23 protein-coding genes, 1 tRNA gene and 1 other RNA gene are annotated in these 26,250 nt (G+C 68.1%); 14 read left to right on the plus strand and 11 right to left on the minus strand.

The features are described 5' to 3' along the window. Positions 1 to 75 precede the first annotated feature (75 nt). Complete coding sequence (locus BST28_RS20950) at positions 76 to 492, minus strand: DUF302 domain-containing protein (RefSeq protein WP_019736787.1); 417 nt, start codon at positions 490 to 492, stop codon at positions 76 to 78. Between the two features lie 76 nt (positions 493 to 568). Here BST28_RS20950 and BST28_RS20955 point away from each other — a divergent pair, with 76 nt between their 5' ends. From BST28_RS20955 to ligD, 3 genes are all read left to right on the plus strand, one after another. After that, complete coding sequence (locus tag BST28_RS20955; protein ID WP_083082856.1) at positions 569 to 1,474, plus strand: haloalkane dehalogenase; 906 nt, start codon at positions 569 to 571, stop codon at positions 1,472 to 1,474. A 95-nt stretch (positions 1,475 to 1,569) separates the two neighbouring features. Further along, positions 1,570 to 2,613, plus strand: coding sequence for an ATP-dependent DNA ligase (locus BST28_RS20960; RefSeq protein WP_083082887.1), 1,044 nt, complete (start codon positions 1,570 to 1,572; stop codon positions 2,611 to 2,613). A gap of 1 nt (position 2,614) precedes the next feature. Then, on the plus strand, positions 2,615 to 3,637 hold the full coding sequence (ligD, locus tag BST28_RS20965; protein ID WP_083082859.1) for a non-homologous end-joining DNA ligase: 1,023 nt from the start codon (positions 2,615 to 2,617) through the stop codon (positions 3,635 to 3,637). A 21-nt stretch (positions 3,638 to 3,658) separates the two neighbouring features. On the opposite strand, the gene BST28_RS20970 is transcribed toward ligD, so the two are convergent. The 4 genes from BST28_RS20970 to BST28_RS20985 all read right to left on the minus strand — a co-directional run bounded on the left by BST28_RS20970 (position 3,659) and on the right by BST28_RS20985 (position 9,227). Next, on the minus strand, positions 3,659 to 4,897 hold the full coding sequence (locus BST28_RS20970) for a GNAT family N-acetyltransferase (RefSeq protein WP_019736791.1): 1,239 nt from the start codon (positions 4,895 to 4,897) through the stop codon (positions 3,659 to 3,661). A gap of 48 nt (positions 4,898 to 4,945) precedes the next feature. Then, positions 4,946 to 7,291, minus strand: a complete 2,346-nt coding sequence (locus BST28_RS20975) for an MMPL family transporter (RefSeq protein WP_083082862.1) — start codon at positions 7,289 to 7,291, stop codon at positions 4,946 to 4,948. Positions 7,292 to 7,324: 33 nt separating this feature from the next. Next, on the minus strand, positions 7,325 to 8,257 hold the full coding sequence (locus BST28_RS20980) for a DMT family transporter (protein ID WP_065289358.1): 933 nt from the start codon (positions 8,255 to 8,257) through the stop codon (positions 7,325 to 7,327). Positions 8,258 to 8,540: 283 nt separating this feature from the next. Continuing rightward, a complete protein-coding gene (locus BST28_RS20985; RefSeq protein ID WP_109560756.1) occupies positions 8,541 to 9,227 on the minus strand; it encodes a TetR/AcrR family transcriptional regulator in 687 nt (228 codons plus the stop codon). Positions 9,228 to 9,337: 110 nt separating this feature from the next. Here BST28_RS20985 and BST28_RS20990 point away from each other — a divergent pair, with 110 nt between their 5' ends. The 4 genes from BST28_RS20990 to BST28_RS21005 all read left to right on the plus strand — a co-directional run bounded on the left by BST28_RS20990 (position 9,338) and on the right by BST28_RS21005 (position 13,933). Continuing rightward, positions 9,338 to 9,760, plus strand: coding sequence for an MmpS family transport accessory protein (locus BST28_RS20990; protein WP_019736795.1), 423 nt, complete (start codon positions 9,338 to 9,340; stop codon positions 9,758 to 9,760). Further along, positions 9,757 to 12,663, plus strand: coding sequence for an MMPL/RND family transporter (locus BST28_RS20995; protein WP_207570164.1), 2,907 nt, complete (start codon positions 9,757 to 9,759; stop codon positions 12,661 to 12,663). The genes BST28_RS20990 and BST28_RS20995 overlap by 4 nt, the downstream gene beginning before the upstream one ends. A gap of 229 nt (positions 12,664 to 12,892) precedes the next feature. Beyond that, positions 12,893 to 13,357, plus strand: coding sequence for a DUF5078 domain-containing protein (locus BST28_RS21000; RefSeq protein WP_043336378.1), 465 nt, complete (start codon positions 12,893 to 12,895; stop codon positions 13,355 to 13,357). Positions 13,358 to 13,369: 12 nt separating this feature from the next. After that, positions 13,370 to 13,933 carry a hypothetical protein gene (locus tag BST28_RS21005; protein WP_019736798.1) on the plus strand — a complete coding sequence of 188 codons (564 nt, stop codon included), beginning with the start codon at positions 13,370 to 13,372 and terminating at the stop codon, positions 13,931 to 13,933. Between the two features lie 4 nt (positions 13,934 to 13,937). Here BST28_RS21005 and BST28_RS21010 read toward each other — a convergent pair whose 3' ends face one another. From BST28_RS21010 to BST28_RS21020, 3 genes are all read right to left on the minus strand, one after another. Continuing rightward, the gene (locus tag BST28_RS21010) at positions 13,938 to 15,269 is read right to left on the minus strand and encodes a DUF4226 domain-containing protein (RefSeq protein WP_083082871.1); all 1,332 of its coding nucleotides are present in this window, start codon (positions 15,267 to 15,269) and stop codon (positions 13,938 to 13,940) included. A 29-nt stretch (positions 15,270 to 15,298) separates the two neighbouring features. Next, positions 15,299 to 16,045 (minus strand): lipid uptake coordinator LucA, encoded by a 747-nt coding sequence (gene lucA, locus BST28_RS21015; RefSeq protein WP_019739116.1) that lies wholly within the window; start codon positions 16,043 to 16,045, stop codon positions 15,299 to 15,301. 80 nt (positions 16,046 to 16,125) lie between these two features. Beyond that, positions 16,126 to 16,211, minus strand: a tRNA-Ser gene (locus BST28_RS21020). A gap of 164 nt (positions 16,212 to 16,375) precedes the next feature. On the opposite strand from BST28_RS21020, the gene ffs reads away from it, so the two are divergent. The 5 genes from ffs to BST28_RS21045 all read left to right on the plus strand — a co-directional run bounded on the left by ffs (position 16,376) and on the right by BST28_RS21045 (position 21,647). After that, an RNA gene (gene ffs, locus BST28_RS21025) (signal recognition particle sRNA small type) lies at positions 16,376 to 16,470 on the plus strand. 32 nt (positions 16,471 to 16,502) lie between these two features. Then, positions 16,503 to 17,777 (plus strand): aspartate aminotransferase type Ic, encoded by a 1,275-nt coding sequence (locus tag BST28_RS21030; RefSeq protein WP_165758128.1) that lies wholly within the window; start codon positions 16,503 to 16,505, stop codon positions 17,775 to 17,777. A gap of 99 nt (positions 17,778 to 17,876) precedes the next feature. After that, positions 17,877 to 18,494 (plus strand): CHAP domain-containing protein, encoded by a 618-nt coding sequence (locus BST28_RS21035; RefSeq protein WP_083082876.1) that lies wholly within the window; start codon positions 17,877 to 17,879, stop codon positions 18,492 to 18,494. 54 nt (positions 18,495 to 18,548) lie between these two features. Next, positions 18,549 to 20,429 carry a DNA polymerase III subunits gamma/tau gene (locus tag BST28_RS21040; RefSeq protein ID WP_083082878.1) on the plus strand — a complete coding sequence of 627 codons (1,881 nt, stop codon included), beginning with the start codon at positions 18,549 to 18,551 and terminating at the stop codon, positions 20,427 to 20,429. Positions 20,430 to 20,432: 3 nt separating this feature from the next. After that, a complete protein-coding gene (locus tag BST28_RS21045; RefSeq protein WP_083082880.1) occupies positions 20,433 to 21,647 on the plus strand; it encodes an FAD-dependent oxidoreductase in 1,215 nt (404 codons plus the stop codon). Positions 21,648 to 21,650: 3 nt separating this feature from the next. Here BST28_RS21045 and BST28_RS21050 read toward each other — a convergent pair whose 3' ends face one another. The 3 genes from BST28_RS21050 to BST28_RS21060 are packed head-to-tail and all read right to left on the minus strand — an operon-like array spanning position 21,651 to position 25,151. Further along, positions 21,651 to 22,958 carry a class I SAM-dependent methyltransferase gene (locus BST28_RS21050; RefSeq protein ID WP_083082883.1) on the minus strand — a complete coding sequence of 436 codons (1,308 nt, stop codon included), beginning with the start codon at positions 22,956 to 22,958 and terminating at the stop codon, positions 21,651 to 21,653. After that, positions 22,955 to 24,334 (minus strand): FAD-binding oxidoreductase, encoded by a 1,380-nt coding sequence (locus tag BST28_RS21055; protein ID WP_019737733.1) that lies wholly within the window; start codon positions 24,332 to 24,334, stop codon positions 22,955 to 22,957. Before BST28_RS21055 ends, BST28_RS21050 begins: the two co-directional genes overlap by 4 nt. Positions 24,335 to 24,386: 52 nt before the next feature. Further along, entirely contained in the window at positions 24,387 to 25,151 is a 765-nt protein-coding gene (locus BST28_RS21060; protein WP_029249320.1) for an Rv3717 family N-acetylmuramoyl-L-alanine amidase, read from the minus strand. 117 nt (positions 25,152 to 25,268) lie between these two features. On the opposite strand from BST28_RS21060, the gene BST28_RS21065 reads away from it, so the two are divergent. Next, positions 25,269 to 25,604, plus strand: a complete 336-nt coding sequence (locus BST28_RS21065; protein WP_029249319.1) for a YbaB/EbfC family nucleoid-associated protein — start codon at positions 25,269 to 25,271, stop codon at positions 25,602 to 25,604. Then, positions 25,605 to 26,216 carry a recombination mediator RecR gene (gene recR / locus BST28_RS21070; RefSeq protein ID WP_083082885.1) on the plus strand — a complete coding sequence of 204 codons (612 nt, stop codon included), beginning with the start codon at positions 25,605 to 25,607 and terminating at the stop codon, positions 26,214 to 26,216. Positions 26,217 to 26,250: the final 34 nt, after the last annotated feature.

Raw genomic sequence — 26,250 nt, forward strand, 5'->3', positions numbered from 1 at the left:
TGACAACCGCACGTGGCAACCCGATTCACCCCCCATCGCCAAATCGGCCGCTTGACTTCTTCATTGAGAGTCCTTTCAGGTGGTGCGCAGGGCACCAGCCAGGGTATCGATGACGGTGCGGATCTTCTCGGTCACCTCGTCGGCGATCGGTGCCAGCGCCGGATTGTCGACGACCTGGGCCATCAGTTGCGGGTTCATCGCCTCGACGAGCACCGTCTCGGGGTGCTGCGGATCCTCGCGGACCACGACGTTGCACGGCAGCAGCACCCCGATGCGCTTCTCGGCGGTCACCGCGCGGTGCGCCAGCGGCGGGTTGCAGGCACCCAGGATCAGGTAGCGCTCCATCTCCTCGCCGAGCTTGGCCCGCAGCGTGGCCTGCATGTCGATCTCGGTCAGTACACCGAAACCGTTGTCCTTCAGTATCTCTCGTGTCTTGGCGGTAACAGTGTCGAAATCGACGCCGGACACCGCGGTGCTCATCGCGACGGACATGAGACCTCCTTCATCGCCGTGACCTCATAGTAGCAGATACCCCCGAGGGTATATACCGTCACGGTATCGTCACCTCATGCAGACGCTGCGCACCCCCGACGACAGGTTCATCGGCCTTCCCGATTTCGATTACCAGCCCCAATTCTGCGACCTCGACGACGATGACGGCGGCACCCTGCGGGTGGCCTGGGTGCAAGACGGCCCCGAAGACGCCGACCCGATCCTGATGCTGCACGGCGAGCCGTCGTGGTCGTATCTGTATCGCAAGATGATCCCGATCCTGGTCGAGGCCGGGCACCGGGTCATCTGTCCGGACCTGGTCGGATTCGGGCGCTCGGACAAGCCGACGCAAGCGCAGGACCACACCTACGCCCGCCACGTCGAGTGGATGCGGGCGCTGGCATTCGACGTGCTGGACCTGCAGCGGGTGACGCTGGTCGGCCAGGACTGGGGCGGGCTGATCGGGCTGCGGCTGCTCGCCGAGAACCCGGATCGGTTCAGCCGGGTCGTGGTGGCCAACACCGGCCTGCCCACCGGGGACATCCCGATGCCGGAGATCTGGTGGCGCTTCCGGGAGGCGATCCAGACCGCACCGACGATCGACGTCGGATGGTTCGTGCAGTCCGGGTGCCGCAAGCCGATGGGCGAGGCGATTCGGGCTGGCTACGACGCCCCGTTCCCCGACGACAGCTACTGCGTCGGTCCGCGGACCATGCCGTCGCTGATCCCGACCACCCCCGAAGACCCGGCCGCCCCGGCCAACCGCTCGGCGTGGGCCGCGCTGTGCGCCTCGGACAAGCCCATGCTGGTCGCATTCAGCGACGGTGACCCGATCACCGGGGCGATGGCGCCGATCTTCCAGCGGGAGATGCGCGGAGCGCGCGGCCGGGCCCACCCGATGATCCACGACGCCGGCCACTTCCTGCAGGAGGACGCCGGCGAGGAATTGGCCCGCCACATCGTGGAGTTTTTGCGCGGGTGACCTCCCGCCGTTGGGTCGAGTGAGCGGTCGACCGGCTGAATCCAAGGCCGCTGCGAGTGCCAAACCACACACTCGGCACGGTTTTCCTCGACATCATGGACACCATGGACCTGCCCGTCGCGCCGCCGGTCGACCCGATGCTGGCCAAGGCCGCGGCGGCGGTTCCCGGGGAGGGTGACACACCGGGACGCTGGTCCTACGAGCCCAAGTGGGACGGTTTCCGCGCCATCGTGTTTCGCGACAATGACGAGGTGCTGCTGCAATCGCGCAACGGCAAACCGCTGGGCCGCTACTTCCCGGAACTTTTGGACGCCTTGCGCGCCGAGGTCGCCCCGCGCTGCGTGCTCGACGGGGAGGTGGTGGTGCCGCGCCGGATCGGCGGACGGACCCGGCTGGACTGGGAGTCGTTGAGCCAGCGCATCCATCCCGCTCAGAGCCGGGTGCGGATGCTGGCCGAGCAGACCCCGGCCCGGTTCATCGGCTTCGACGCGCTGGCCACCGGCTCGGCGTCGCTGCTCGGCGAGCCGTTTTCGGTGCGGCGCGAAGCACTGGCCGAACTGGTGAGCGGCGGGTCCAGCTGCCATGTCACCCGCGCCACCTCCGACCCCGAGCAGGCCAAACACTGGCTCGCCACGTTCGAAGGGGCCGGGCTCGACGGGGTGGTCGCCAAGCGCACCGACGGGCCGTATCTGCCCGGCAAGCGCGAGATGGTCAAGGTCAAGCACCGTCGTGATGCCGACTGCGTGGTGATGGGCTACCGCATCCACAAGAGCGGCGCCGGCATCGGCTCGCTGCTACTAGGCCTGTACCGCCCCGACGGACAGCTGGCGATGGTCGGCGGTGCCGCGGCGTTCAGCGACGCCGACCGGCTGGCCCTGCTGACCGAGCTGGAGCCGCTGCGCCTCGGTGATGTCCGCGACGGCGAACCGAGCCGGTGGAATTCGGCTGCCGACAAGCAGTGGGTCCCGATCCGGCCCGAGCGCGTCGCCGAGGTCGCCTACGACCAGATGGAAGGGGACCGGTTCCGCCACACCGTGAAGCTGGTGCGGTGGCGTCCGGACCGCGATCCGGCCAGCTGCACCTTCGACCAGCTCGACGTCCCGCTGAACTACGACCTGGCCGACGTGCTGGAGACCTGAGATGCCGGAAGCCGAGGAATTGGACGTCGACGGCATCGCCGTCCGCTTCACCAGCGGCGACAAGGTGTACTTTCCCCGGCTCGGTGCGGGCGGCACCAAACGGGCGCTGGCCGATTATTACCAGGCGGTGGCGAGCGGGCCGCTGCTGCAGGCGCTGCGGGACCGGCCCACCCATCTGCAGCGCTTCCCGGACGGCATCGAGGGCGATGAGGTCTACCAGAAGCGGCTGCCGCGTGGGCATCCCGACTATCTGGAGTCCTGCCGGGTGACGTTCCCGTCCGGCCGCACCGCCGACGCGCTCAAGGTCACCCGGCCCGCCGACATCGTGTGGGCGGTGCAGATGAGTACCGTCACCCTGCACCCCTGGCCGGTGCGCTGTCCCGACACCGACCACCCCGACGAGCTGCGCATCGACCTGGACCCGCAGCCCGGCACCGGGTTCGCGCAGGCCCGCGCCGTCGCGCTGGAAACGGTGCGCCCGCTGCTGGCCGAGCTCGGGCTGGTCGGCTACGTCAAGACGTCCGGGGGCCGCGGCCTGCACGTGTACCTGCGGATCAAGCCGGATTGGGACTTCATCGAGGTCCGCCGGGCCGGAATCGCGCTGGCCCGCGAGATCGAGCGGCGTGCCCCGGAGGCGGTCACCACCTCGTGGTGGAAAGAAGAGCGGGGCGCCCGGATCTTCGTCGACTTCAACCAGAACGCCCGCGACCGCACCATGGCGTCGGCCTACTCGGTGCGGGCCACCCCGATCGCCACCGTCTCCACCCCGTTGACCTGGGACGAGCTCCCGGATGCCGATCCCGATGACTTCACGATCGCCACCGTGCCCGAGCTGCTGGCCCGGCGCGCGGACCCGTGGGGCACCATCGACGATCTCGAACAGTCCCTCGAGCCGCTGCTGGAGATGGTCGCCGCCGACGAGGCCCGAGGCCTCGGCGATCTGCCGTACCCGCCGAACTACCCCAAGATGCCCGGGGAGCCCAAGCGGGTGCAGCCCAGCCGGGACACCGATCTCGGCCACTGACCCCGCGCGCCCGGTAACCGCTCAGAAGAGCGTGCTGCAATACGGTGCCCGCTCGGTGCAGAAGGCCGCGTCCAGTTCACGCAGCGCACCGTCGCGCAGCTCGCTGATGCGGTGTGCCCGGTGCAGTTCGGCCGCGCGATGGGCACCCATGTAGATCGTCCCCAGCTCGCCGAGTCCGAGCCGGACGTCGGCGGGCCCGTCGTGCGGCGTGCATTTGGCGATCCCCTCCCGCGTCTGGAGCCGGAATCGCCCGCCGGCGACGCCCAGCGGATCCATGACCTCGAGCGCGATGTCGACATCGGCGGAGTAGCTGCGCGCACCGAGTACTTCAGGCACCTTCATGATCCGGATCCACAGAAAATCGGTCAGCCCCGTCGTTCGGGCTGCCGCCTGGTCCCTGAGTTTGAGCGGCAGCGGGTCGTCGACCGGGACATCGATGGTGATGTCGTCGAAGATCTCGAAACCCGACAGTGTCGCGAGCAACTCGGTGTGGGCTTCCTCGGTGATCGGGCAGAAGTCTTGGATGATCACCCTGCCGAAAGGCGGCCGCACCGCGTTTACCGATGCTCCGACCACCCGGTATGTCAGGAAACCATCCGGGTGGATGACGAAATTCAGCGGTGAGCCGGTGTCTCGTTGAGATGACCTGTCCTCCAAGAAGTCCGCCCACCATGCCGTGTCGCGGGTCAGTTCCCCGTGAGTCTTTGCACACCAGCGGTCATAGAGCGCGGGCAACAGATGTCCCGCGTCTTCGGCGGTGACTTCACGCGCCCGGTTCCTGCTGGGCGCGGCGCGCAACACCGCCAAGCGGGAATCGATGCGGTAGCTACGGCGATAGCTGGCGACACCGGCACCCATGATCTCGTAGACGGGTGGCTGCGTCGGTACACCGCACAGAATCGGATAACCACGCTCCTGCAGAATTTCGAAGCCCTGAAGGCTCATCTGCTGCCATATCCCGCGATTCTGATGGGTGGCGGCGACGGTGATCATGGCCAGCCAGGCGGCGTCCAGGCCGGTGCCGCCCGGAACGGTCAAACGCAGCCGGTAGTACAGCGAGGTGCCGACCAGAAAGGGCCGCTTCGGATCGGAAACGTCTTCGGCGACCAGCACGTCGCCCAGCTTGACCCGCCGCTTCCACGCCTCGATATCCTGCGGTTCGGCCGAGGTGCCATAGATGCGGGCCTGATTCCGATAGACCGCCGGCCAGTCGGCATCCGTTGCGAGTCGTATCCGGATGCTGTCATCCATTGTGTTCATGGTTCATCCTTGGGTAGCCGGTCGTGGGTTTCGTCGGGTGTAGAGATGTCACGGCGGAACGGACGTACACCCGGGGCCGACGGCGTGCGCGGGCTCTGACGCCGTGTCGTCCGCCGGGCGCCGGGGACCGGCTTCGGCCGCGGCGACCGGGCCCGCCGTGAGGCGTTGATGTAGCCACGCCAACGGTGCAGGCGCCCACCAGGTCCGCGGACCGGCCAGGTGAATGAAGGCCGGCACCAGGACCATTCGCACCAGAGTCGCATCGGCCAGCACGGCGAGGGTGAGTCCGAGACCGAGCATCCGCATGAACGAGATGTCCGCCGGTATCAGTGCGGCGAAGGAAATCGACATCACCAGCGCCGCCGCGGTGACGACCCGACCGATGCCGGCCAGGCCCAGGGTCGTGCAGGCGTCGTTGGCGGCCCGCGCTTCGGCCGAACTCCCGAGCGCCCGAGAGCCTTTGGCGGCCAGCCAGTATTCGTGAATCCTTGAGACCAGGAAGATCTCGTAGTCCATCGAAAGCCCGAAGGCGATGCAAAACAGCAGCACCGGGATGTTGACGTTCAACGTCCCGGTCGGTGTCGTGCCCAGGGCACCCAGGTGACCGTCCTGGAAGATCCACACCATCGCGCCGAATGCCGCCGTCAGTGACAGCGCGTTGCAGAGCAGCGCCTGCACCGGCAGCACCGCGCTTCCGGTGAGCAGGAACACCAGCGCGAAGGTGATGGCGGCGATCAGCCCCAGTGCCGCCGGCAGCCGGTCAGTGAGTGCGTCGATGCTGTCCCGGTTGGTCTGCGCCAGCCCGGCGAACTGCACCGGACGTCCCGCCGGTCCGGGTACCTGGTGCAGTCGATCCAATTGGGCGTTGGAGGCGTCCGAGAACAGTGGCGCGGTGCTGGAGACGGTCAGAAAGGCGCTGCCCTCCGCGATGCCGGTGGGTGCGGCGGGCGGGCCCGCGCGGTGTCCGGTCACGAAGGTTCCGGACGGTGCGGTCACGGCCGCGACGTCGGGCACCCGCGAGAGTCTGGCAGCGTAGTGCTCGAGGTCGGCGACGCTCAGGCCGTCGGCGTCGGGAACGACGACCGGCACCGCGATCCCCAGGTCGTCGGCGAAATCGTTTTCCAGCATCTCGGCGACCTGGCGAGCCGACGCCGATGCGGGCAGCACCCGTTCGTCAGGGAATCCCCAATTCACCCCGAGGAACGGCGCGCCGAGCACCAGCAGCAACGCGGCCACGGCGGCGCCGGCGGGTATGGCGTGGCGCAACACGAATTTCGTCGACCGGTACCAGAACGCCCAGCCGGCCGGCTGATGCGCGGGACCCGGCTGCGCCGTCATGCCGGGCAGCACCCGACGCACCAGCACGCGGGCGTCCAGCGCGTCGATTCGGGGCCCCAGCAGGAAGATGGCCGCCGGGATCACCACGACCACGGCGAGCGCGACGATGACCGCGGTGGCCAGCACGGTGTAGGCGGCCGACTTCAACAGGGTCATCGGGAACAGGGCCATCACCGCCGTCGACGCCCCCACCGTGGCGGCCGAGAACAGCACTGCGCGACCGGCGGTCGTCATCGTCCGCAGCAGGGCCTGCTCCCGGTCGCCGACCCGGGTCAGCTCCTGGCGGTATCGGCTGATGATCAGCAGTGTGTAGTCGATCGAGAGCGCGAGGCCCATCGCGATGCTCAGGTTCAAGGCGTAGATCGACACCTCGGTCGCGGAGTTGATCAGCCGCAGCACCGACATGGTGCCGACGATGGCCAATCCGCCCAAGCAGATCGGCAGCACCGCGGCCACCAGGCCGCCGAACACCCACACCAGCACCGCGAAGCTCAATGGGATCGCAAGGGATTCCATCAACAACAGGTCGTGTTGGTTCTGCCGGTTGATCTGGGAGTAGGCCACCGCCATGCCGCCGGCGCGCACGGTGACGCCGTCGTAGTCGTGCACCAGTTCGCGGGCAAGAGATTCCGCGTACTGCTGTGCCTCGTTCTCGCCGCCATTGAGATTGGCCACGATCAACCCGGATTTGGCATCGATGCTCAGCAACCCGGCCGCCGTCGGCGGTGGCGACGTCCACGCCGAGGACACATTGCGCACCCACTGCGAGCGGGTCAGCGCGTCGACGATGTCGGTGGCAACCCGGCGGGCCCGGTCGCTGTGAGCACCGTCGGGTGCGGTCACCACGATCAGCATCTTCTGATCGGTTTGGTCGAACTTGTCCCGGAGCAGCTCGGTCGCCCGCGCCGACTCCGAGGTCGGATCCTGGAATCCGCCCGCCGACAGGCTGCTCGCCACGGGGAGGCCGAAGATCGCGGCGGCCAGGGCGATCAAGGCGGCGATCGCGATGGTGCGGCGCGGTGCGGCAATGGCAAGTCGGGTGATCGCCCGCAGCACCTCTGACCTCCCTTCTGCTGTCCGATCTTCGACTCACACCGTGCTGAGCTCCCGGCGGCGCACTGCATCTGCGGCCGCGGCCGATGTCGGCTCCACAGGCTCCGGGGCGCCCGCTGCCGCGACAGCCTCCAGCCGGGCGAGCTTGACGATCGCCGCCACCATCACCAGCGCCGCCGCCGACAGGGCGATCAGCGGGAGCCGACCGGTGTTGAACGTCTCGCCGAGGACCGTGACACCCAGCGCTGCGGCCACAATCGGTTGGGAAACCTCCAGGGTGGGCATCGACGCGGTCAGGGGCCCGGCCCGAAACGCCGCCTGCCCGAACACAAATCCACCCGCGACGGTCAGTAGGCAGCCGTAGAACTCGGGTGTGCCGGCCAGCTCCCACAGGCTGTCGCCGAACCGACTGGCGACTTGTCTGGTCAACACGGCGAAGATCCCCCACAGTGAACCCGCGACGAAAGCCAGCAGCATCGCCGGCGTCGCACCGCGGCGATGTCTCGCTGCCACGACGCAGGCGGCCAGCAGCGGCCCGAGCACGGCGGCCACCGCGACCCAGGCGTGGCCGGAGGCACTTGAAGGGCCGGCCTGGGGGTTGCCGACGGTGACGATGAGGGCCACCGCGGCGGTGAGCAATCCGGCCCAGGTCCACTCCGCGCGGGTCACGGCACGGCGGTCCAATCTGGCGTTGACGACCAGCGCGAACAGCACCGAAAGCACAAGCAACGCCTGCACCAGCAGCACCGAGCCCTGGCTCAGCGCGGCGGCCTGCAGTCCGACACTGGCCGCCAGCAACAGCGCGCCCCACTGCCACTGTCGATCGGGTACCAGCCTCGTCAGCAATGCGATGTGGCCGAATGATCGGTCGGTGAATCGATAGGCGACACGCTGCTGTAGTACGTCGCCGAACGCGACGCACGCAGCGGAACTCAACGCGAGCAGGGCGGCGATACAGGCCTGGATCATGAGCGGTACCTCCGTCGACGTGGGGACGCTGTAGTTCGACCTTCAGACGGTGGGCGCGATCGGGCTCAGTCAGGCGACCCGATCACCCTCGCGAGGTACGCGTTCATCGCCATCACGGTTGGACAGAGCGCGTCTGTGCACAATGACAACACCTTTCACCTCCGTTACATAAAATCTATGTTGATAGCGATAGATTTCCTATAGCACAAATGCCATGTCGCCGCAAATCACGCGGGTGTCATCGCACCCGGATCACCATGGTGCGCCGATTAACCCGGGCAGATCAGTGCCCCGACCGCTCCAGCAGTCCCACGCACGTGGCGGTCAGCAGCCGGGTCAGTGCCGTGGTGAAGTCCAGGTCCCACCCGGGTGACAATGCCGGCTCGTCGGTGTAGGCGGCGGTCAGCGTCGCCGGGGGGTGCGCCATCTGCCACAGCACCGAGCCCAGCGAATAGGCGGCCAGCAGCAGATCCAGCGCCCCTTGTGGCCCGATCCCGGGCAGCGCCCGCTCGATCGCGCCCGCGCTGGCCGTCACCGCGGCCATGCTGACCTGTCTTACTTCGATCACCCGCTCGGCGTCCACCTCGTGTTCCAGGTGCAGGTGCAGGTTGGACAGCAGATCGCAGAACAGGGGGTCGGCCGCGAGCCCGCTGACCAGCGTTTCGACCACCCGATCCGGCGACATCGGCCCGGGTTGGTCCAACTCGGTGCAGACCGATTCCGACCAGCGCCCCCAGCTCTCGGCCGCCAGGCGCAGCAGCACCTCTTTATAGGAGCTGAAGCAGCGGCGCACCGCCGAGTAGTGCACCCCGGCCCGCGCGGCCACTGCGGTCAATGTCACCGAGGCGACACCGGCCTCGAGCGCCACCGAACGCGCGGCCTCCACCAGCGCTTCTGCCCGCTGACGTTTCTTTTCTTCGCTGCGAGCGCGTTGAAAGGGGACCTGCCGCACGGCGCGAGGATAACGCACACCGTGTGCGTTGCGACAGTTCCGGGGCGTGCTGTAGCGTGCGTTTACGCACGTGGACTTGGGTTAGGGCACCCAAAGGTGGCTAGGTGAAGGGGACTCCGATTTTCAAGGTGTTGAGCCGGGTGTGGATACCCCTGGTGATTCTGGCCGTGGTCGGTGTCGCCGGGTTCACGGTGACGCGTATCCACGGTCTGTTCGGATCCGAGAAGCGTCCGACATACGCCGACGGTCAGATCGACGAGACCAAACCCTTCAATCCCAAGCGGTTGACCTACGAGATCTTCGGCCCCCCGGGAACAGTGGCCGATATCAGCTACTTCGACGTCAACTCCGAACCGCAGCGCCTCCAAGATGTCCAACTGCCGTGGCAGCTCGAAATCGTCACCACCTTGCCGGCAGTGGTGGGAAGCATTATGGCGCAAGGCGATAGCAACAGCATCGGCTGCCGGATCACTGTGGATGGGGAGGTGAAGGCCGAACGTATCTCGAATGAGGTGAACGCCTACACCTTCTGTCTGCTGAAGGCGGCATGAGCCCGCCTATAACCGGCGACGCGGGCGGACCTCCTCGGCGGACATTCGTCGCGCACACCATTCGTCGGCTCTCGGTGCCGATCATCCTCGGCTGGCTGGGGCTGATCGTGTTGCTCAGCGCCACGGTGCCGCCGCTGGAACAGATCGGCAAAGAGAACGCCGTGTCGGCCAGCCCGACGAGCGCGCCGTCCATGCAGGCCATGACCGAGATGGGCAGGGTCTTCCAGGAGTCGGACTCCGACAGCACCGCGATGATCGTGCTCGAGGCCGACCACGAACTCGGCGACGCCGAACACGAGTACTACGCCGAAATGGTGAAGCGGTTCGAAGCCGACACCGCGCACGTGCAGCACGTGCAGGACTTCTGGGGCGACCCGTTGACCGCGGTCGGCGCCCAGAGTGCCGACGGCAGAGCGACTTACGTGCAGCTGAATCTGGTCGGCAACATCGGTCAGGCGGCGGCCAACGACTCCGTCGAGTCGGTTCGCAACATCGTGGACTCGATCCAGAAGCCGCCCGGGCTGACCGTCTACGTCACCGGGACCGCCGCGCTGGCCAACGACATGAACCATGCCGGCGACAAGTCGATGCTGAAGATGATGGCCGTCACCGTCATGGTGATCCTGACCATGCTGTTGGCGGTCTATCGATCGGTCACCACCGTGGTGCTGCTGCTGGCCATGGTCGGCCTGGAGTTGTCCGCCGCGCGCGGGGTGGTGGCATTCCTGGGCCATCACCACCTGGTCGGGCTGACGACGTTCTCGGTCAACCTGCTGGTCTCGCTGGCTATCGCCGCCGGTACGGACTACGCGATCTTCCTGATCGGCCGCTATCACGAGGCCCGCCACAACGGTGAGGACCCGGAAGCGGCCTACTACACGGCGTTCAACGGCGTCTCGCACGTCATCCTGGGTTCCGGGCTGACCATCGCCGGGGCCGTATTCTGCCTGCACTTCACCCACCTGCCCTACTTCGTCTCGCTGGGCATCCCCTGCGCGGTGGGCATGGTCGTCTCGGTGCTCGCAGCGTTGACGCTGGGCCCGGCGATCATCACCGTCGGCAGCCGGTTCGGCCTGTTCGAGCCCAAGCGACAGATGAGCACCCGGGGCTGGCGGCAGTTGGCGACGGCGATCGTCCGGTGGCCGGGGCCGATTCTGGTTGCCTCACTGGCCGTTGCGGCCGTCGGCCTGCTGGCGCTGCCCGGATATCAACCGGCCTACGACTACCGCAAGTACATCCCCACCGACATCCCGGCCAACGAGGGTTTCGCCGCGGCCGACCGGCACTTCTCGCAGTCCCGGATGATGCCGGAGGTGCTGATGATCGAAGCCGATCACGACCTGCGCAACCCGTCGGACTTCCTGGTCATCGACAAACTGGCCAAGGCGGTGTTCAAGGTGGTCGGAATCTCCCGGGTGCAGGCGATCACCCGACCGCAGGGTACGCCGCTGGAACACACCTCGATCCCGTTTCAGATCAGCATGCAGAACGCCGGTCAGATGCAGACCATGCAATTCCAGAAGAAGCGCATGGACGACATGCTCACCCAGGCCGATGCGATGGGGGAGACCATCGCCACCATGCGCCAGATGCTCGGCTACATGAGCCAATTGGCCACCACCACCCACGCGATGGTGCTCGACATGGACGTCCTACAGGCGCAGATCTACGAGATCCGGGATCACATCGCCGATTTCGAGGACTTCTGGCGGCCGATCCGCAACTACTTCTACTGGGAACCGCACTGCTACGACATCCCGATCTGCTTCTCGCTGCGCTCGGCGTTCGACATGGTCGACAGCGTCGATCCGATGAGCGAGAGCATGGACCGGATGATCGCGCACATGGGCGACATGGACAAGCTCATGCCGCAGATGCTGACGACGTTCCCCCCGATGATCGACACCATGCAGACCATGCAGACCATGATGCTGACGATGCACAGCACCATGTCGGGGATCTTCGCCCAGATGGACGAGATGGGCGACAACGCCACCGCGATGGGCAAGGCGTTCGACGAGTCCAAGAACGACGACTCCTTCTACCTGCCGCCGGAGGTGTTCGAAAACCCGGACTTCCAGCGTGCGATGAAGATGTTCTTGTCCCCGGATGGCAAGGCCGTCCGGATGATCATCTCGCACCGGGGCAATCCCGCTACGGCAGAAGGCATTGCGCGCATCGACCAGATCCGGACCGCCGCCGAGGAGGCGCTCAAGGGCACGCCGCTGGAGGACGCCAAGATCTATCTCGGCGGGACCGCGGCGCTGTTCAAGGACATGCACGACGGCTCCTACTACGACCTGCTGATCGCCGGAATCGCCTCACTGTGCCTGATTTTCGTCATCATGCTGCTGATCACCCGTGCGCTGATCGCCGCGCTGGTGATCGTCGGCACCGTCGCGCTTTCACTGGGGGCCTCGTTCGGGCTGTCGGTGCTGGTCTGGCAGTACCTCATCGGCATGCAATTGCACTGGCTGGTCATGGTGATGTCGGTGATCGTCCTGCTGGCGGTGGGGTCGGACTACAACCTGATGCTGGTGTCCCGATTCAAAGAGGAGATCCATGCCGGGCTGCACACCGGCATCATCCGCGCGATGGGCGGCACCGGGAAGGTGGTGACGGCAGCCGGTCTGGTGTTCGCCTTCACCATGGCCTCGATGGCCGTCAGCGACCTGCGCATCATCGGGCAGATCGGCACCACCATCGGCCTGGGGCTGCTGTTCGACACCTTGATCGTGCGGGCGTTCATGACGCCGTCGATCGCGGCGCTGATGGGGCGGTGGTTCTGGTGGCCCATCAACGTGCTGCCGCACGTCGGCGGAAAGGCCGCCCGGCATCGGGAAGCCGCCGCCGCCGGTGACTCCGACGTCGAGGCGACCGAGGAGCTCTCCCGCCCGCAGTGAGGGCTGCCGCCGGCGACACAACGGTGGCCGGCTGTGAGCGAGCCCATGCGGCCAGGACGACGAACAATTAGGTAGCTCGGCTAAAGTTATGTAGCATTGCGTATCGGGTTCGGAGGCTGCACAGCCCTGTGCCGTTGCATCCGTCTCATCCGGCTCAGCGGTCTCACCTGGGCGATCATCGCCGAAACCGACATAGGGAAAGAACGGGGAAATGGCTACAGTGGATTCCATGCGTACGCACCGCCCGATTCTCCGCGGGGCAGTCCTGGCCGCCGTGGCCGGCTTCGCCGCTGTTCTGCTGCCCGCGACCGCCTCCGCCGACGCCACCGACGACTTTCCGATTCCCCGGCGGGTGATCCGCACCGACTGCAGCGCCGAGCAGATGCTGGCCGCCAGCCGCGACCTGTCGCCGGTCTACTACGAGCGCTACATGATCGACATGCACAACAAGCCGGTGCAGGTGCAGCAGGCCGCGATCGACAAGATGCACTGGTTCTTCTCGCTGAGCCCCGAGCAGCGCCGCGCATACTCCGAGGAACTGGCGACGAACTTCGCCGACCCGCTGACCGTGTCCTGGCCCAACCACGCCAAGATCTTCTTCAACAACAAGGGTGTCGTCGCCAAGTCGACCGAAGCCTGCAGCCAGTACCCGCGCGACGACATGTCGGTGTGGGACTGGGCGCCCAAGCCGTAACCGGAGACGCCGATGAACGGTTCCATCCGTCGACTCACGCACGCTCTGGCGGTCGCCGCCGCGGCCGGTGGCCTGCTCATCGCAGCGCACGGGGCACCGGCGGGTGCCCAACCCGCGGGCTTCCCCAATCTGGACGACTTCACCGCGGTCCCGGTGGACGACTACATCACCACCGGCCCGAAGGGGCCCGGCCGCTGGGTGAATTTCACGACCCCCTACAACATCGCGTGCCAATTCGACGCCACGGAACCGCCGCCGGGGTCCTCCCAGGCGCTGATGTGCGACGGCGACATGCCCGGTATGGCCAACGCGCCGCTGAGTTCGGGTGCGCCGGTGCCCGACGGGTGTGTGATCGGCACCGTGCGCTCGCAGGGCGCGGCCGGGCTGCGTTTGAACCGTGAATCGACGACCTGCGGGCGCCAGTTCTCCAACGGTGCCTTTCTGGGTGTGGGACAGAAGGTCTCCTACGGCAACGTGACCTGTGCGGTGGGCGCCGACCAGCTGGTGGCCTGTCAGGACACCTCCCTGGGGCACCACGGCTTCGTGCTGCGGCCGTCGGGAAGCACGGCGTTCTAGCCCATTACGGGTTGATGTTGAACGTCGTCGTGTAGGTCCGCGGGTGGTAGGGCACCGGCGGAGCATCAGGCCCCACCGGCCAGCCCTCCGGGGTCGGCCAGGTGCTGACCCGCATGGTGACCTGCTCCTGTCCGTTCGGCAGCGTCTCGACGTTGACGATGCTCGGGCCGTAGGGAACAGCCGGCTGATTGCCCGGGCTGGGGATGAAACCCGGCCCGGTCAGGTCCTGCGACGGGGCCTGCAGCAACCCCTGCGGGCTGCCGGCGGTCACGCCGGCGATCTGGCCGCCGTTGCTGGCGCTGGTCAACAGGTAGCCGCCCTGGGGCAGCGACACGATCTGGTTCTCCCGGTCCGCGGCGCCCAGGTTGTTGAAGGTGCCGACCTGCTGAAGGTTGTTCATCCAGGCGTTGGGCGGGTCACCGGCGCGGACGGGATCGGACTGCCACATCGCGCGCTGACCGTCCTGGCCGATATTGCCGACGATGATCATTCTCCCCGACTCCGCATCAAAGACCCCGCTGGCCTGTGAGATGCCCACCTTGGCGTCCGAGCCGATGGTGGTGCCCATCAGCGGGCCCAAATCCGTTGCGGGGTCGGCCAGATTCTGCACCCGTGACTCCGGGGCGATGAAGTTGTCCGGAGACGTGCCCGGCCCGTAGGGGCGCACGCTGTAGAAGGCGTACTGCTGGCCGTCCGGCCCGATCGCCGTGCCGGTCGGCAACGCCCGGAAACCGTCGTCGACGGGAAAGGGATTGTCGATGTCGGGCTGCCCGGGAATGTGCAGTCGCGGGTGGCCCGTTTCCGGGTCGCCGGTGATGACGATTCCCGTTCCCGGGATCGTGGCACCCAGGTCGTAGGGCGAGCCGTCCTGGTTCTCGGGCACCGGCTCGCTGCCCGGCCCCTCGATGGTGGGGTCGTGCGGTGGCGGAACGTCGGCCGGTATCTCGTTGTCCACCAGCCGGATATGCGGGTCCCCGCCGTCGTCACCGCCGAACTGGTAGCGGTTGGTCAGGGACTGCACCAGGCTCGCCCTGTGCTGGCTGTCCTCGGCGGCGTCGGCGACGATCCGGTGGATCTCGCGGGTCTTGCCGTTGAGAAACTGCTGGAACTGGCGAGACCCCGCGGGGGTGTCCAGGCCTGGCCAGGTGCTTGCGGCCTGTCGGATCTCGGACTCCAGGGCATCGAGGCGCTGCCGTGACATCGAGTTGTTCTGCACGGCCTCGCGCAGGATCGCCTGGAACTGCTTGTCGGCGGCCACCGACGCCGCCAGCCGATGTACCAGCTCGTCTTCGCGCGCCCGTGCCGCATCGGCGAAAGCACCGAGGTTCTCGGTCATAGGGCAAAGGTTAGCCGGGCGGGCCGAACCTACGTGCTCTTCTTGGCCCGCCGCTTGCCCGAAGGGCGCCGCTTGTCCGTGGCTCCGGTCGACGCCAGCTCCGAGGCCTCCTCGCCCGCCGACTCGACGATCTCCTCGGCTGCGCTGTCCGATTCGCCGGTCTCCTCGGCATCGGCTTCGGTGGCCTCGGGCTCATCGCCCGCCGAGTCGGCGTCTTCTTCGTCCTCGCCGGCGTCGCTGTCCTCGTCGTCGGATTCTTCGGTCTCCTCGGCGGTCCCGGTCTTCTTCTCGCGCCGGCGCCACCGCTTGGACTGCTTCTCGGTCTTGGGCTTGATCGGTTTGGGCGGCGGCGGGGGTTTCTCGGCGACGAAGGACAGGTAGAACGCACCGATCCCCAGCAGGGCGATCGCAGCAGCCGCCCCGTAAATGCCGAACAGCCACATCCCGGCGTTGTCCAGTGACAGCCAGATCTCGCTGATGGCGGTGCCCGCGATCAGCGTCCCGGCCACGATGTGGGCCACGATCGAGCCGGTCAGCAGGGTCAGCGCCAGCTGCGGAGTCCCGTACTCGGGCTTGCGGGAGCGTTTCAGGGTGGCCGCCACCGGCAACGCGGTCACGCCGACCAGCACCCCGAGGATGATCCGCAGCACGGTGCCCAGCACGTGCGGGGCGAAGCCGGTCAGCTCCCACCAGCGGGGCAGTACGAACAAGAAGTACAACAGGGCGGCGAGAGTCGAGAGCGACGCGTGCCAAACCGTAGCGACGGTGCGACTCACGCCACCTCCTCTGTTCGTCAGTAGTGATTCAGGTGCGACCGGACCGAGGTTTCGCGGTCCGGTCGCACCTGCATCGGGTGCGGAGGATGCGGGATTTGAACCCGCGAGGGCTATTAACCCAACCCGCGTTCCAGGCGAGCGCCATAGGCCACTAGGCGAATCCTCCGTCGGCAATGGTAGCGGAGAGCCCGCGTCGTTCGCGCGCTCGTCATCGCGGCGCCACCTTGGGCCCCGCTGCGCCCGGCTTCGCCGCGCTGGCGACCACCGTGCCGATGGCGGTGGCCCGCTGCGCCCGGCTTCGCCGCGCTGGCGACCACCGCTAGACTTTCCGGTGGACCCCGCGCGGCGTCTATCCTGTGAACTCCCCCAGGGCCGGAAGGCAGCAAGGGTCAATGGGCTCTGGCGGGTGCGCGGGGTCCCCCTATGTGTCGGGCCTTCGACGGTGAAAGGCGCCCCCGTGTCGTTGCAGAACCTCAACCGTGCCGACTTGGCCGCTCAACACGAGCGCTACCAGCGGGATTACGCGGAGCTGCAGGCCAAGAAGCTGACCCTGGACCTCACCCGCGGTAAGCCGGCCCCCGAGCAGCTCGACCTGGCCAACGGTCTTTTGGCGTTGCCGGGCCCCGACGACTACCGCGCCGACGACGGCACCGACACCCGCAACTACGGCGGCCTGCACGGCCTGCCCGAGTTGCGGGCCATCTTCGGTGAGCTGCTGGGCATCGCGGTGCCCAACCTGATCGCCGGCAACAACGCCAGCCTGGAGTTCATGCACGACGTCGTCGTCTATTCGATGCTGCACGGCGGCGTGGACTCACCGCGGCCCTGGAGCCAGGAACCGGCCGTCAAGTTCTTATGCCCGGTGCCCGGCTACGACCGGCATTTCGCGATCACCGAGACCATGGGCATCGAGATGATCCCCGTCCCGATGCGCGACGACGGCCCGGACGTCGACCTGATCGAGGAACTCGTCGCCGCCGACCCGGCGATCAAGGGCATGTGGACGGTGCCGGTGTTCGGCAACCCGACCGGCATCACCTACTCCTGGGAGACGGTGCGCCGGCTGGTGCAGATGCAGACCGCCGCGCCGGACTTCCGGCTGTTCTGGGACAACGCCTACGCGGTGCACACCCTGACCACCGAGTTCCCCCACCAGGTCGACGTGCTGGGGCTGGCCGCCGCCGCCGGCAACCCCAACCGGCCGTACGTGTTCGCCTCGACCTCCAAGATCACCTTCGCCGGTGCCGGGGTCAGCTTCTTCGGCGGCTCGCTGGGCAACATCGCCTGGTACCTGCAGTTCGCCGGGAAGCGCTCGATCGGTCCGGACAAGGTCAACCAGCTGCGCCACCTGCGGTTCTTCAAGGACGCCGACGGGGTGCGGCTGCATATGCGCCGCCACCAGGAGATCCTGGCGCCGAAGTTCGCGCTGGCCGCCGAGATCCTCCAAGACCGGCTCGGTGACGCCAAGATCGCGTCGTGGACCGACCCCAAGGGCGGCTACTTCATCAGCCTCGACGTGCTGCCCGGCACCGCACGGCGCACCGTCGCGCTGGCCAAAGACGCCGGCATCGCGGTCACCGAGGCCGGAGCGTCGTTCCCGTACCGCAAGGACCCCGAGGACAAGAACATCCGGATCGCCCCGTCGTTCCCGTCTGCCGACGACCTGCGCAACGCCGTCGACGGCCTGGCCACCTGCGCGCTGCTGGCCGCCGCCGAGTCGATGCTGGCCTGACGTGGCATTTCGCCCTGATCGCGGCGCTTGACCAGCCGGTGGGCGGTTAAATGGGAAAGTCGCGTCAGGGAGCTCGTTGACATGCTGGAGGCCCGCGTAATGGCGATCAAGATCCACGTCGCGGGTTGTGCGGTGGTGGTGTCCCTCGTCGGACTGGGTCAGCTCCCCGCCGCATACGCGCCGAGTCGGGCGGATCCGGCGGTTGATCACTCGTCGGTGCAGGTGGCGGGCGCCGGCTCCGGCGAAGCCGAGGCATTGCCGCCCGTCGTCACCGATGAACTCGACGTCTTCAGGCGCGCCGCCGCCGATGCCGCGCTGGGCAATCCGGTGATGTACGGCGACGGCCAGTGTTATCCGCTGATCCAGGAATACATTCAGGCCCTGGGCTATGGCTGGCGCAACCGGGACCCCAGCGGCAACGCCTTCGATCTCTACCACCATTTCCCCACCAATGGGCTGGGGCAATACTTCGACCAGGTCCCGTTCGCCGAGGGCACCAATGAGCCGCATGTGGGGGACATCGTCGTCTACGGCCCCGGTGGGTTTGTCAGCGAGCACGGGCACACCGGGGTGGTCACCGCCGTCCGCGGCAGCGGCCCCACCTTTCAGTACGAGACGGCTGACCAGAACTCCGGTGGCCGGTTGTTCGTGACGCTGAACTGGCGTGACTTCAGCCCCGCCTACAACACCTTGGGCTATCTGCGCCCGAAGTTGTAGCGCGCTGCCTGCCGGGCCTGCACCGCCGTCGGCCCGAGCAAGTACCCTGCTGGCGTGGCGCTCTACCGCAAATACCGGCCGGCAACGTTCGCCGAAGTGGTGGGGCAGGAGCACGTCACTGAACCGCTGTGCACCGCGTTGTCGGCGGGCCGGATCAACCACGCCTACCTGTTCTCCGGGCCGCGTGGCTGCGGCAAGACCTCGTCGGCGCGCATTCTTGCCCGCTCGCTCAACTGTGCCGACGGCCCCACGCCTACACCCTGCGGGACCTGCGACTCGTGCCTGGCCCTGGCCCCGAACGGACCGGGCAGCATCGACGTCGTCGAACTCGACGCCGCCAGCCACGGCGGAGTCGACGACACCCGGGACCTGCGGGACCGGGCCTTTTACGCACCGGCTCAGTCGCGGTACCGGATCTTCATCATCGACGAAGCTCACATGGTGACCACCGCGGGATTCAATGCGCTGCTCAAGATCGTCGAGGAGCCACCGGATCACCTGATCTTCGTGTTCGCCACCACCGAGCCCGAGAAGGTGCTGCCGACCATCCGGTCGCGCACCCACCACTATCCGTTCCGGCTGCTGGCGCCGCGGACCATGCGCGAGCTGATCGGCCGGATCTGCGAGCAGGAGCGCGTCGTCGTCGACGACGCGGTCTACCCGCTGGTGATCCGCGCCGGCGGCGGCTCGCCCCGCGACACCCTGTCGGTGCTCGATCAGTTGCTGGCCGGCTCGGAGCCCATGCCCGGCAGCTCCGATATCAGCCACGTGAACTACCAGCGGGCGCTGGGCCTACTGGGCGCAACCGACGTCGCCCTGATCGACGACGCGGTCGACGCACTGGCCGCCGGAGACGCCGCGTCGGTGTTCGGCGCCGTCGAGGCGGTCGTCGACGCCGGCCACGACCCGCGCCGGTTCGCCATCGACCTGCTGGAGCGGTTCCGCGACCTGATCGTGCTGCAGGCGGTGCCCGACGCGGTGGCCAAGGGCGTGGTCGATGCGCCCGAAGACATCCTGGAACGAATGCAGGAGCAGGCCGCCCGGCTCGGTTCGGCCACCCTGGCCCGTTACGCCGAGGTGGTGCATGCCGGGCTCGGCGAGATGCGCGGCGCGACGGCCCCGCGGCTGCTGCTGGAAGTGGTGTGCGCCCGGCTGCTGCTGCCCTCGGCGGCCGACACCGAAGCCGCGCTGCTGCAACGCGTAGAGCGCATCGAGAGCCGGCTGGACATGTCGATTCCGGGCGCGCCCGCACAGCCGGCCACCGGCGCCGCGGCGCCCACCAAGCAGTTCACCCGCCGCTCCCAGGCCGCCGAGTCGACGCCTGCGGCGCAGCCCGCGCCTACGCCGGAGCCCGCGCCTACGCCCGTGCCCGAACCCGCGGCTGAGCCCGCGCCCGTTGCCAAGCCCGCCGCCGCTGCGCCGCCGGAACCCGCTCCGGCAGCGCCGCCTCCGCCACCGCCGCCGGCACCCGCCGCGGCCGCCCCGGGGGAACCCGACGCCGCCGCCGTGCGCGCCATGTGGACGACGGTGCGCGACAAAGTGCGGCAGCGCAGCCGCACCACCGAGGTGATGCTGGCCGGGGCGACCGTGCGCGCCGTGGACGGCAACACCCTGGTGCTGACCCACGAGTCGGCCCCACTGGCCAAGCGGTTGTGCGAACAGCGCAACGCCGACGTCATCGTCGAAGCCCTCAAGGACGCCCTCGGCGTGAACTGGCGGGTGCGCTGCGAGGCCGGGGCGCCGCCATCGGAGACCCCGTCGCCGGCCGCGCCCGCACCGGTCGCGGCGGACGTGGAGCGGCAGGCCGACGAGGAGGCCATGCTGGCCGAGGCGGACGCAGAACGCTCCGACCCGGCACCGCGCCGTGACCCCGAAGAAGCGGCCCTGGAGTTGTTGCAGAGCGAACTGGGCGCCCGCCGCATCGGTGGAGACTGACCGATGACGGACTCCACCGGTTGCGCCGTCGTCGGCGGTGGCCCGGCCGGAATGGTGCTTTCGCTGCTGCTGGCCCGCGCCGGTGTCGAGGTGACGCTGCTGGAGAAGCACGCCGACTTCCTGCGCGACTTCCGCGGTGACACCGTGCATCCCACCACGCTGCGGCTGATCGACGAGCTCGGACTGTGGGACCGTTTCACGAAGCTGTCGCACAGCGAGATCCACCAGGTCAGCCTCGACGTGGCGGGGCGCGGCGTCACGGTGGTCGACTTCGGGCGGCTGCGGGGTCAGCCGCACCCCTACATCGCGATGGTGCCGCAGTGGGATCTGCTCAACCTACTCGCCGAATCCGCCCAGACAGAGCCGACTTTCACGCTGCGGATGCAGACGGAGGTCACCGGCCTGCTGCACGAGAACGGCCGGGTGGTCGGGGTGCGCTATCAGGGCCCCGATGGCCCGGGCGAACTCCGCGCCGGCCTCACGGTGGCCTGCGACGGCCGGTGGTCGATCGCGCGGCAAGAAGCCGGCCTGGCTTCGCGCGAGTTTCCGGTGGACTTCGACGTATGGTGGTTCCGCCTGCCCAACGACGGCGATGCCGCGCCGACGCTGCTGCCGCGCCTGGGGCCGGGCCGCGCCGCGATCATGATTCCGCGTGAAGGCTATTTTCAGGTCGCCTACCTCGGGCGGAAGGGTGGCGACGCGGCATTGCGGGCGCGCGGCATCGACGCGTTCCGGCGCGAGGTCGCCGAACTCGTCCCGGAGGTCGCCGATTCGGTGCAGGCGCTGCGCAGCCTCGACGATGTCAAACACCTTGATGTGCGGGTGAATCGGCTGCGGCACTGGAGCATCGACGGATTGCTGTGCATCGGCGACGCCGCGCACGCCATGTCGCCGGTGGGCGGTGTCGGCATCAACTTGGCGGTGCAGGACGCGGTGGCCGCCGCGACCATCCTGGCCGAACCGCTGCGGCAGGGGCGGGTGACCGCGCGTGACCTGGCCGCCGTGCAACGGCGCCGGGGGCTGCCCACCGTCATCACCCAGTCGGTTCAGCGGGTGCTGCACCGCGGTCTGGAGCCGATATTGCGCGGTGAAAACATCAGCCCGCCAGCGGCTTTCGGTGCCATTGTCGCTAAACTGCCGTGGCTGTCGGCCATTCCCGCGTATCTGGTCGGGGTCGGGGTGCGCCCGGAGCGGGCGCCGTCTTTCGCCCGGCGCTAGCGATCAGCAGTTCCACCACGGCCGCAGCGGCAGGCCGTTGTCGTCGCCGTGGTCGCCCAGCTTGGCGGCCAGCACATGGTGCAACTGAATCGCGTTGTGCTCGAAGCCCAGCCGTGAGCCGGCCATGTAGAGGCCCCACACCTTCGCGGTGGCCAGGCCGACCTCGGCGACGGCCTCGTCCCAGTGCGCCACCAGGTTGGCGCACCAGTCCCGCAGCGTCAGCTCGTAGTGGCGCCGGATGTTCTCGGAGTGCAACACCTCCATCCCGGCGTCCTGGATCTCGCTGATGATGCGTCCCGAACCAGCCAGCTCGCCGTCCGGGAACACGTAGCGGTCGATGAACTCGCCCGCGGTGGGGTTGGACTTGTTGTCGCGCCGGGTGATGCAGTGGTTGAGCAGCAGCCCACCGGTGCGCAGTTTGGACTTGAGGAAACCGAAGTACTCGGGGTAATTGGCGACACCGATGTGCTCGGTCATCCCGATCGAGGAGACCGCGTCGAATTCGCACTCACCGACGTCGCGGTAGTCGCAGTGCCGTACTTCGGCCAGATCGGTCAGGCCGTCCTCGGCGATCGCGCGCTGCGCCCACTGGGCCTGCTCCGCGGAGAGTGTCGCACCGATGGCGCGTACCCCGTGGCGTGCCGCGTAGCGCACCATGCCGCCCCAGCCGCACCCCACATCGAGCAGCAGGTCGCCCGGGCGCAGCCGCAGTTTGTCGAAGACCAGCCGGTACTTGTTCTCCTGGGCCTGCTCCAGCGTCGCGTCCGGGCTCGGGTAGACCGCGCAGGTATAGGTCATCGATGGCCCCAGCACCCACTCGTAGAACCTGTTCGAGACGTCGTAGTGGTGGTGGATGGCCTCGGCGTCCCGGGTCTTGCTGTGCCGCAACCCTTCTGCCACTCGCCGCCAGCGCGGGCGGGCCTCCTGCGGCGGCGGCGCTATCGGAACCAGGTGCTCGACCCCGATCGAACGGATGATGTTGGCCAGCACGCGCGGTGACGGTCGCTTGAAATGCAGCTCGTCGGCGAGCGCCTTGAGCAGCAGGTACGGATCGCCGGGATGCACGCCGTGCGCTTCCAGGTCCCCGGCGACGTAGGCGCGGGCCATGCCGAGATCACCCGGGGCGGTGGCCAGGTAGGTGGTGCCGCGCGGGGTCAGCAGGTCCAGACCCAGGGGGGCGTCGTCGGGACCGGTGCTGCTGCCGTCGTAGGCGGTGAACCGCAACGGCAGGTGGCCGTCGGTGGCCAGGGTCTCCAGCACCTCCGCCAGACTCAGCCTGCCGGTGCGCGCCTGTGCCTTGTACGTGGTCATCGTCGTCGTACCGCCTTGTCGTAGAGGTCCAGCAGCCGCGAGTCGGGGTCGTAGGTCTTTTTGACCGTGCGATAGGTTTCACCGCCGTAGAGCGCGTCAAACTCCGCGGGGGTGTAGTAGGCGTCGGAATACAGCGACTTGTGGCCCTCGAGTTCGCTCACCTTCGCCTCGATCAGCCGGTTGGTGGCCCCCTCGGTGGCACCGGCGGGGACCGAGGACCAGAACCCGACGTTGACGTAGGTGCGGTTGGGCCGGATCGGGTACAGCGGCCAGTCTTCGCCGTGGCGCAGCCGCAGCGGGCACAGCCACACCGGTTCGATCGGTACATGGGCGAAGAACCAGTCCAGGAACTCTCGGCAGCGCTTCAGGGGCACTTCGATGTCCTGCACCACCCGTTCGCGCGGCGGCCGGCCGTGGCGTTTCTCGATCCGGTCGGCGATGGAGAACCGCTGGTCGTAGGCGATCAACTTCGAGTAGAAACTGCTGCGCCGGTAGCGTCGTGGCCACCAGCGCCGCACCAGCGGGTTCTGCGCCCCGAACGCCCGCGAGCACCAGAACCAGTCGGTGTCCCAGCGCCACAGGTAGTCGTGGATGGTCAGCCGGTCGTCGGTGATCCCCTGGGCGTGCTGGATGGAGCGGTAGTAGACATCCTGGCCGGTGTAGTCGCTGACGGGTCCGGGGGTGTCGGTCTCGATACCGACGCACAGATAGCTCTCGGCGGGGGAGAACACCACACCATCGAGGTAGTCCACCGCGACACCGTCGAACCCGCCGGTGTCGATGATCCGGTCCATCGCCGCGACCAGTTCACCCAGCGAGTCGAACCGGATGTGCCGCAACGCCACGAACGGTTTGACCGACTCCAGCTCGATCCGCAGTCGCGTCGAATAGCCCAGCGTGCCGTAGGAATTCGGGAACGCCCGAAACAGGTCCTCATGCTGGTTGCGCGAAACCGTCAGCAGCTCTCCGGCGCCGGTGAGCACGTCCATCTCCAGCACCGATTCGTGCGGCAGGCCGTTGCGAAACGACGTCGACTCGATCCCCAGACCGGACACCGCACCGCCGAGCGTGATCGTCTTGAGCTGTGGAACCACCAGCGGCGCCAACCCGTACGGCAGGGTGGCGGCGACCAGATCTTCGTAGGTGCACATTCCTTCGACGTCGGCGGTGTGGTTCTCCACGTCGATGCCGAGGACACCCGTCAGGCCCGAGGTGTCCAGGCCCGGCGCCTCGCGTCTGGCGCGCGCCCGGAACAGATTCGAGGTGGGTTTGGCCAGCCGGACCGACGCGGCCGCAGGAATCGCCCGGTAGCTGTCCAGCAGGCGTTGCACCCCCCGCTTGTGGGATGTCGGTGCGTCAGTCTGCCGAACGGACATCACCTCTTACGCTAGCGGCGGATCGCCTGGCGTGCACCCGACTCGGCCGGGCTTACGGCACCGAAGCCTGGCTGCTCAAAAATCCGGCGATGCCGCGGGCGACGGCGTCGGCGTAGCGCTGCCGGCCCGCCGGACTCTCCATCAGTGCCGCGTCGGCGGGATTCTTCATGTTGCCGAGCTCGACCAGGATCGACGGGTATTCGGCCAGGTTCAGCCCGGCCAGGTCGGCGCGTCCCTTCAGGCCGTCGGCGCCGATGTAGTTGGCCGGGGGGATGCCCGCGGCCTGCAACTGGCCGCGCATCACCTGGGCGAACCCCACCGCCGGGCCCTCCTGCGCCGGGTTGAGCGGCGGCGCGGAGTAGTTGACGTGGAACCCCCGGCCGGTGGGTGGGCCGCCGTCGGCGTGGATGGACACGATGGCATTGGGGTGCAGCGCGTTGGCCGCCGCGGCGCGTGCGTCGATGCACGGTGCCGGCCCGTTGTCGTCACCGCGCGACATCGCGGTGCGGACCCCCGCCGAGTTGAGGGCTTGGCGGATCCGCAGGGTGGTGTCCCAGGCGAAGCTGTGCTCGGGGTAGCCGGAGTTGGTGGTGGTGCCGCTGGTCTGACAGTTCTTGGTGCCGCCCCGACCGTTGGGCACCTGACGCGACAAGGCCGCGGGGTCGCCGCCGCCGCTGTGACCGGGATCGAGGAACACGATCATGCCGGCGATGTTGCCTGGAGCGGCCGATGACGGCGGGGCGCCGGGCACCGCGGCGGCCGCCACCAGGCCGGCGGTGACCACGACACCGACACGCCACAGAACTGGTACACGCACGCCGTCAACGTAGGCCGGGGCCGACTACGCTGGGAATCTCACACGCACCCGGTCTCTCCAGCTGTAACCAAGCCGCAACCCAGTCGAGACCACACACGACAACGCAAGGGGAGTGTCATGCAACCAGGAGGCCCGCCCGACATGTCGGCGTTGCTGGCCCAGGCCCAACAGATGCAGCAGCGACTGTTGCAGGCCCAGCAGGAGCTGGCCGCCACCGAGGTGCACGGCGAAGCCGGCGGGGGTCTGGTCAAGGTCACCTCCAACGGCAGCGGTGAGGTGCTCGGGGTGCAGATCGACCCGAAGGTCGTCGACCCCGACGACATCGAGACCCTGCAAGATCTGGTGGTGGGGGCGCTCGCCGACGCCTCGAAGAAGGCGCACACGCTGGCCCAGGAACGGCTGTCCCCGCTGGCCGGCGGCATGGGCGGCGCGCTCGGCATGCCGGGGGCCTAGGTGTTCGAGGGTCCGGTCCAGGACCTCATCGATGAGCTGGGCAAGCTGCCGGGCATCGGACCGAAGAGTGCCCAGCGGATCGCGTTTCACCTGCTGTCGGTGGAGCCCTCCGAGATCGATCGGCTCACCGCGGTGTTGACCAAGGTACGCGACGGGGTGCGGTTCTGTGAGGTCTGCGGCAACGTCTCGGATGCGCAGCGCTGCCGGATCTGCGGGGATCCGCGCCGCGACTTCGCCCAGATCTGCGTCGTCGAAGAGCCCAAGGACGTCGCGGCGATCGAGCGCACCAGGGAGTTCCACGGCCGCTACCACGTGCTCGGCGGGGCGTTGGATCCGCTGTCGGGAATCGGCCCCGAGCAGCTGCGGGTGCGTGAGCTGCTCAACCGGGTCGGGGAGCGGGTCGACGGGGTCGACGTCAGTGAGGTGATCATCGCCACCGACCCCAACACCGAGGGCGAGGCGACCGCCACCTATCTGGTGCGGATGCTGCGCGACATCCCCGGCTTGAGTGTGACGCGCTTGGCGTCGGGGCTGCCGATGGGCGGTGACCTGGAGTTCGCCGATGAGTTGACCCTGGGCCGGGCCTTCACCGGCCGCCGCGCCATGGCCTAGATCCCCGCGGGCCCACCCCAGGGCCCATCGCGCC

Source organism: Mycolicibacter kumamotonensis (assembly GCF_002086285.1).
Taxonomy (GTDB): Bacteria; Actinomycetota; Actinomycetes; order Mycobacteriales; family Mycobacteriaceae; genus Mycobacterium; species Mycobacterium kumamotonense.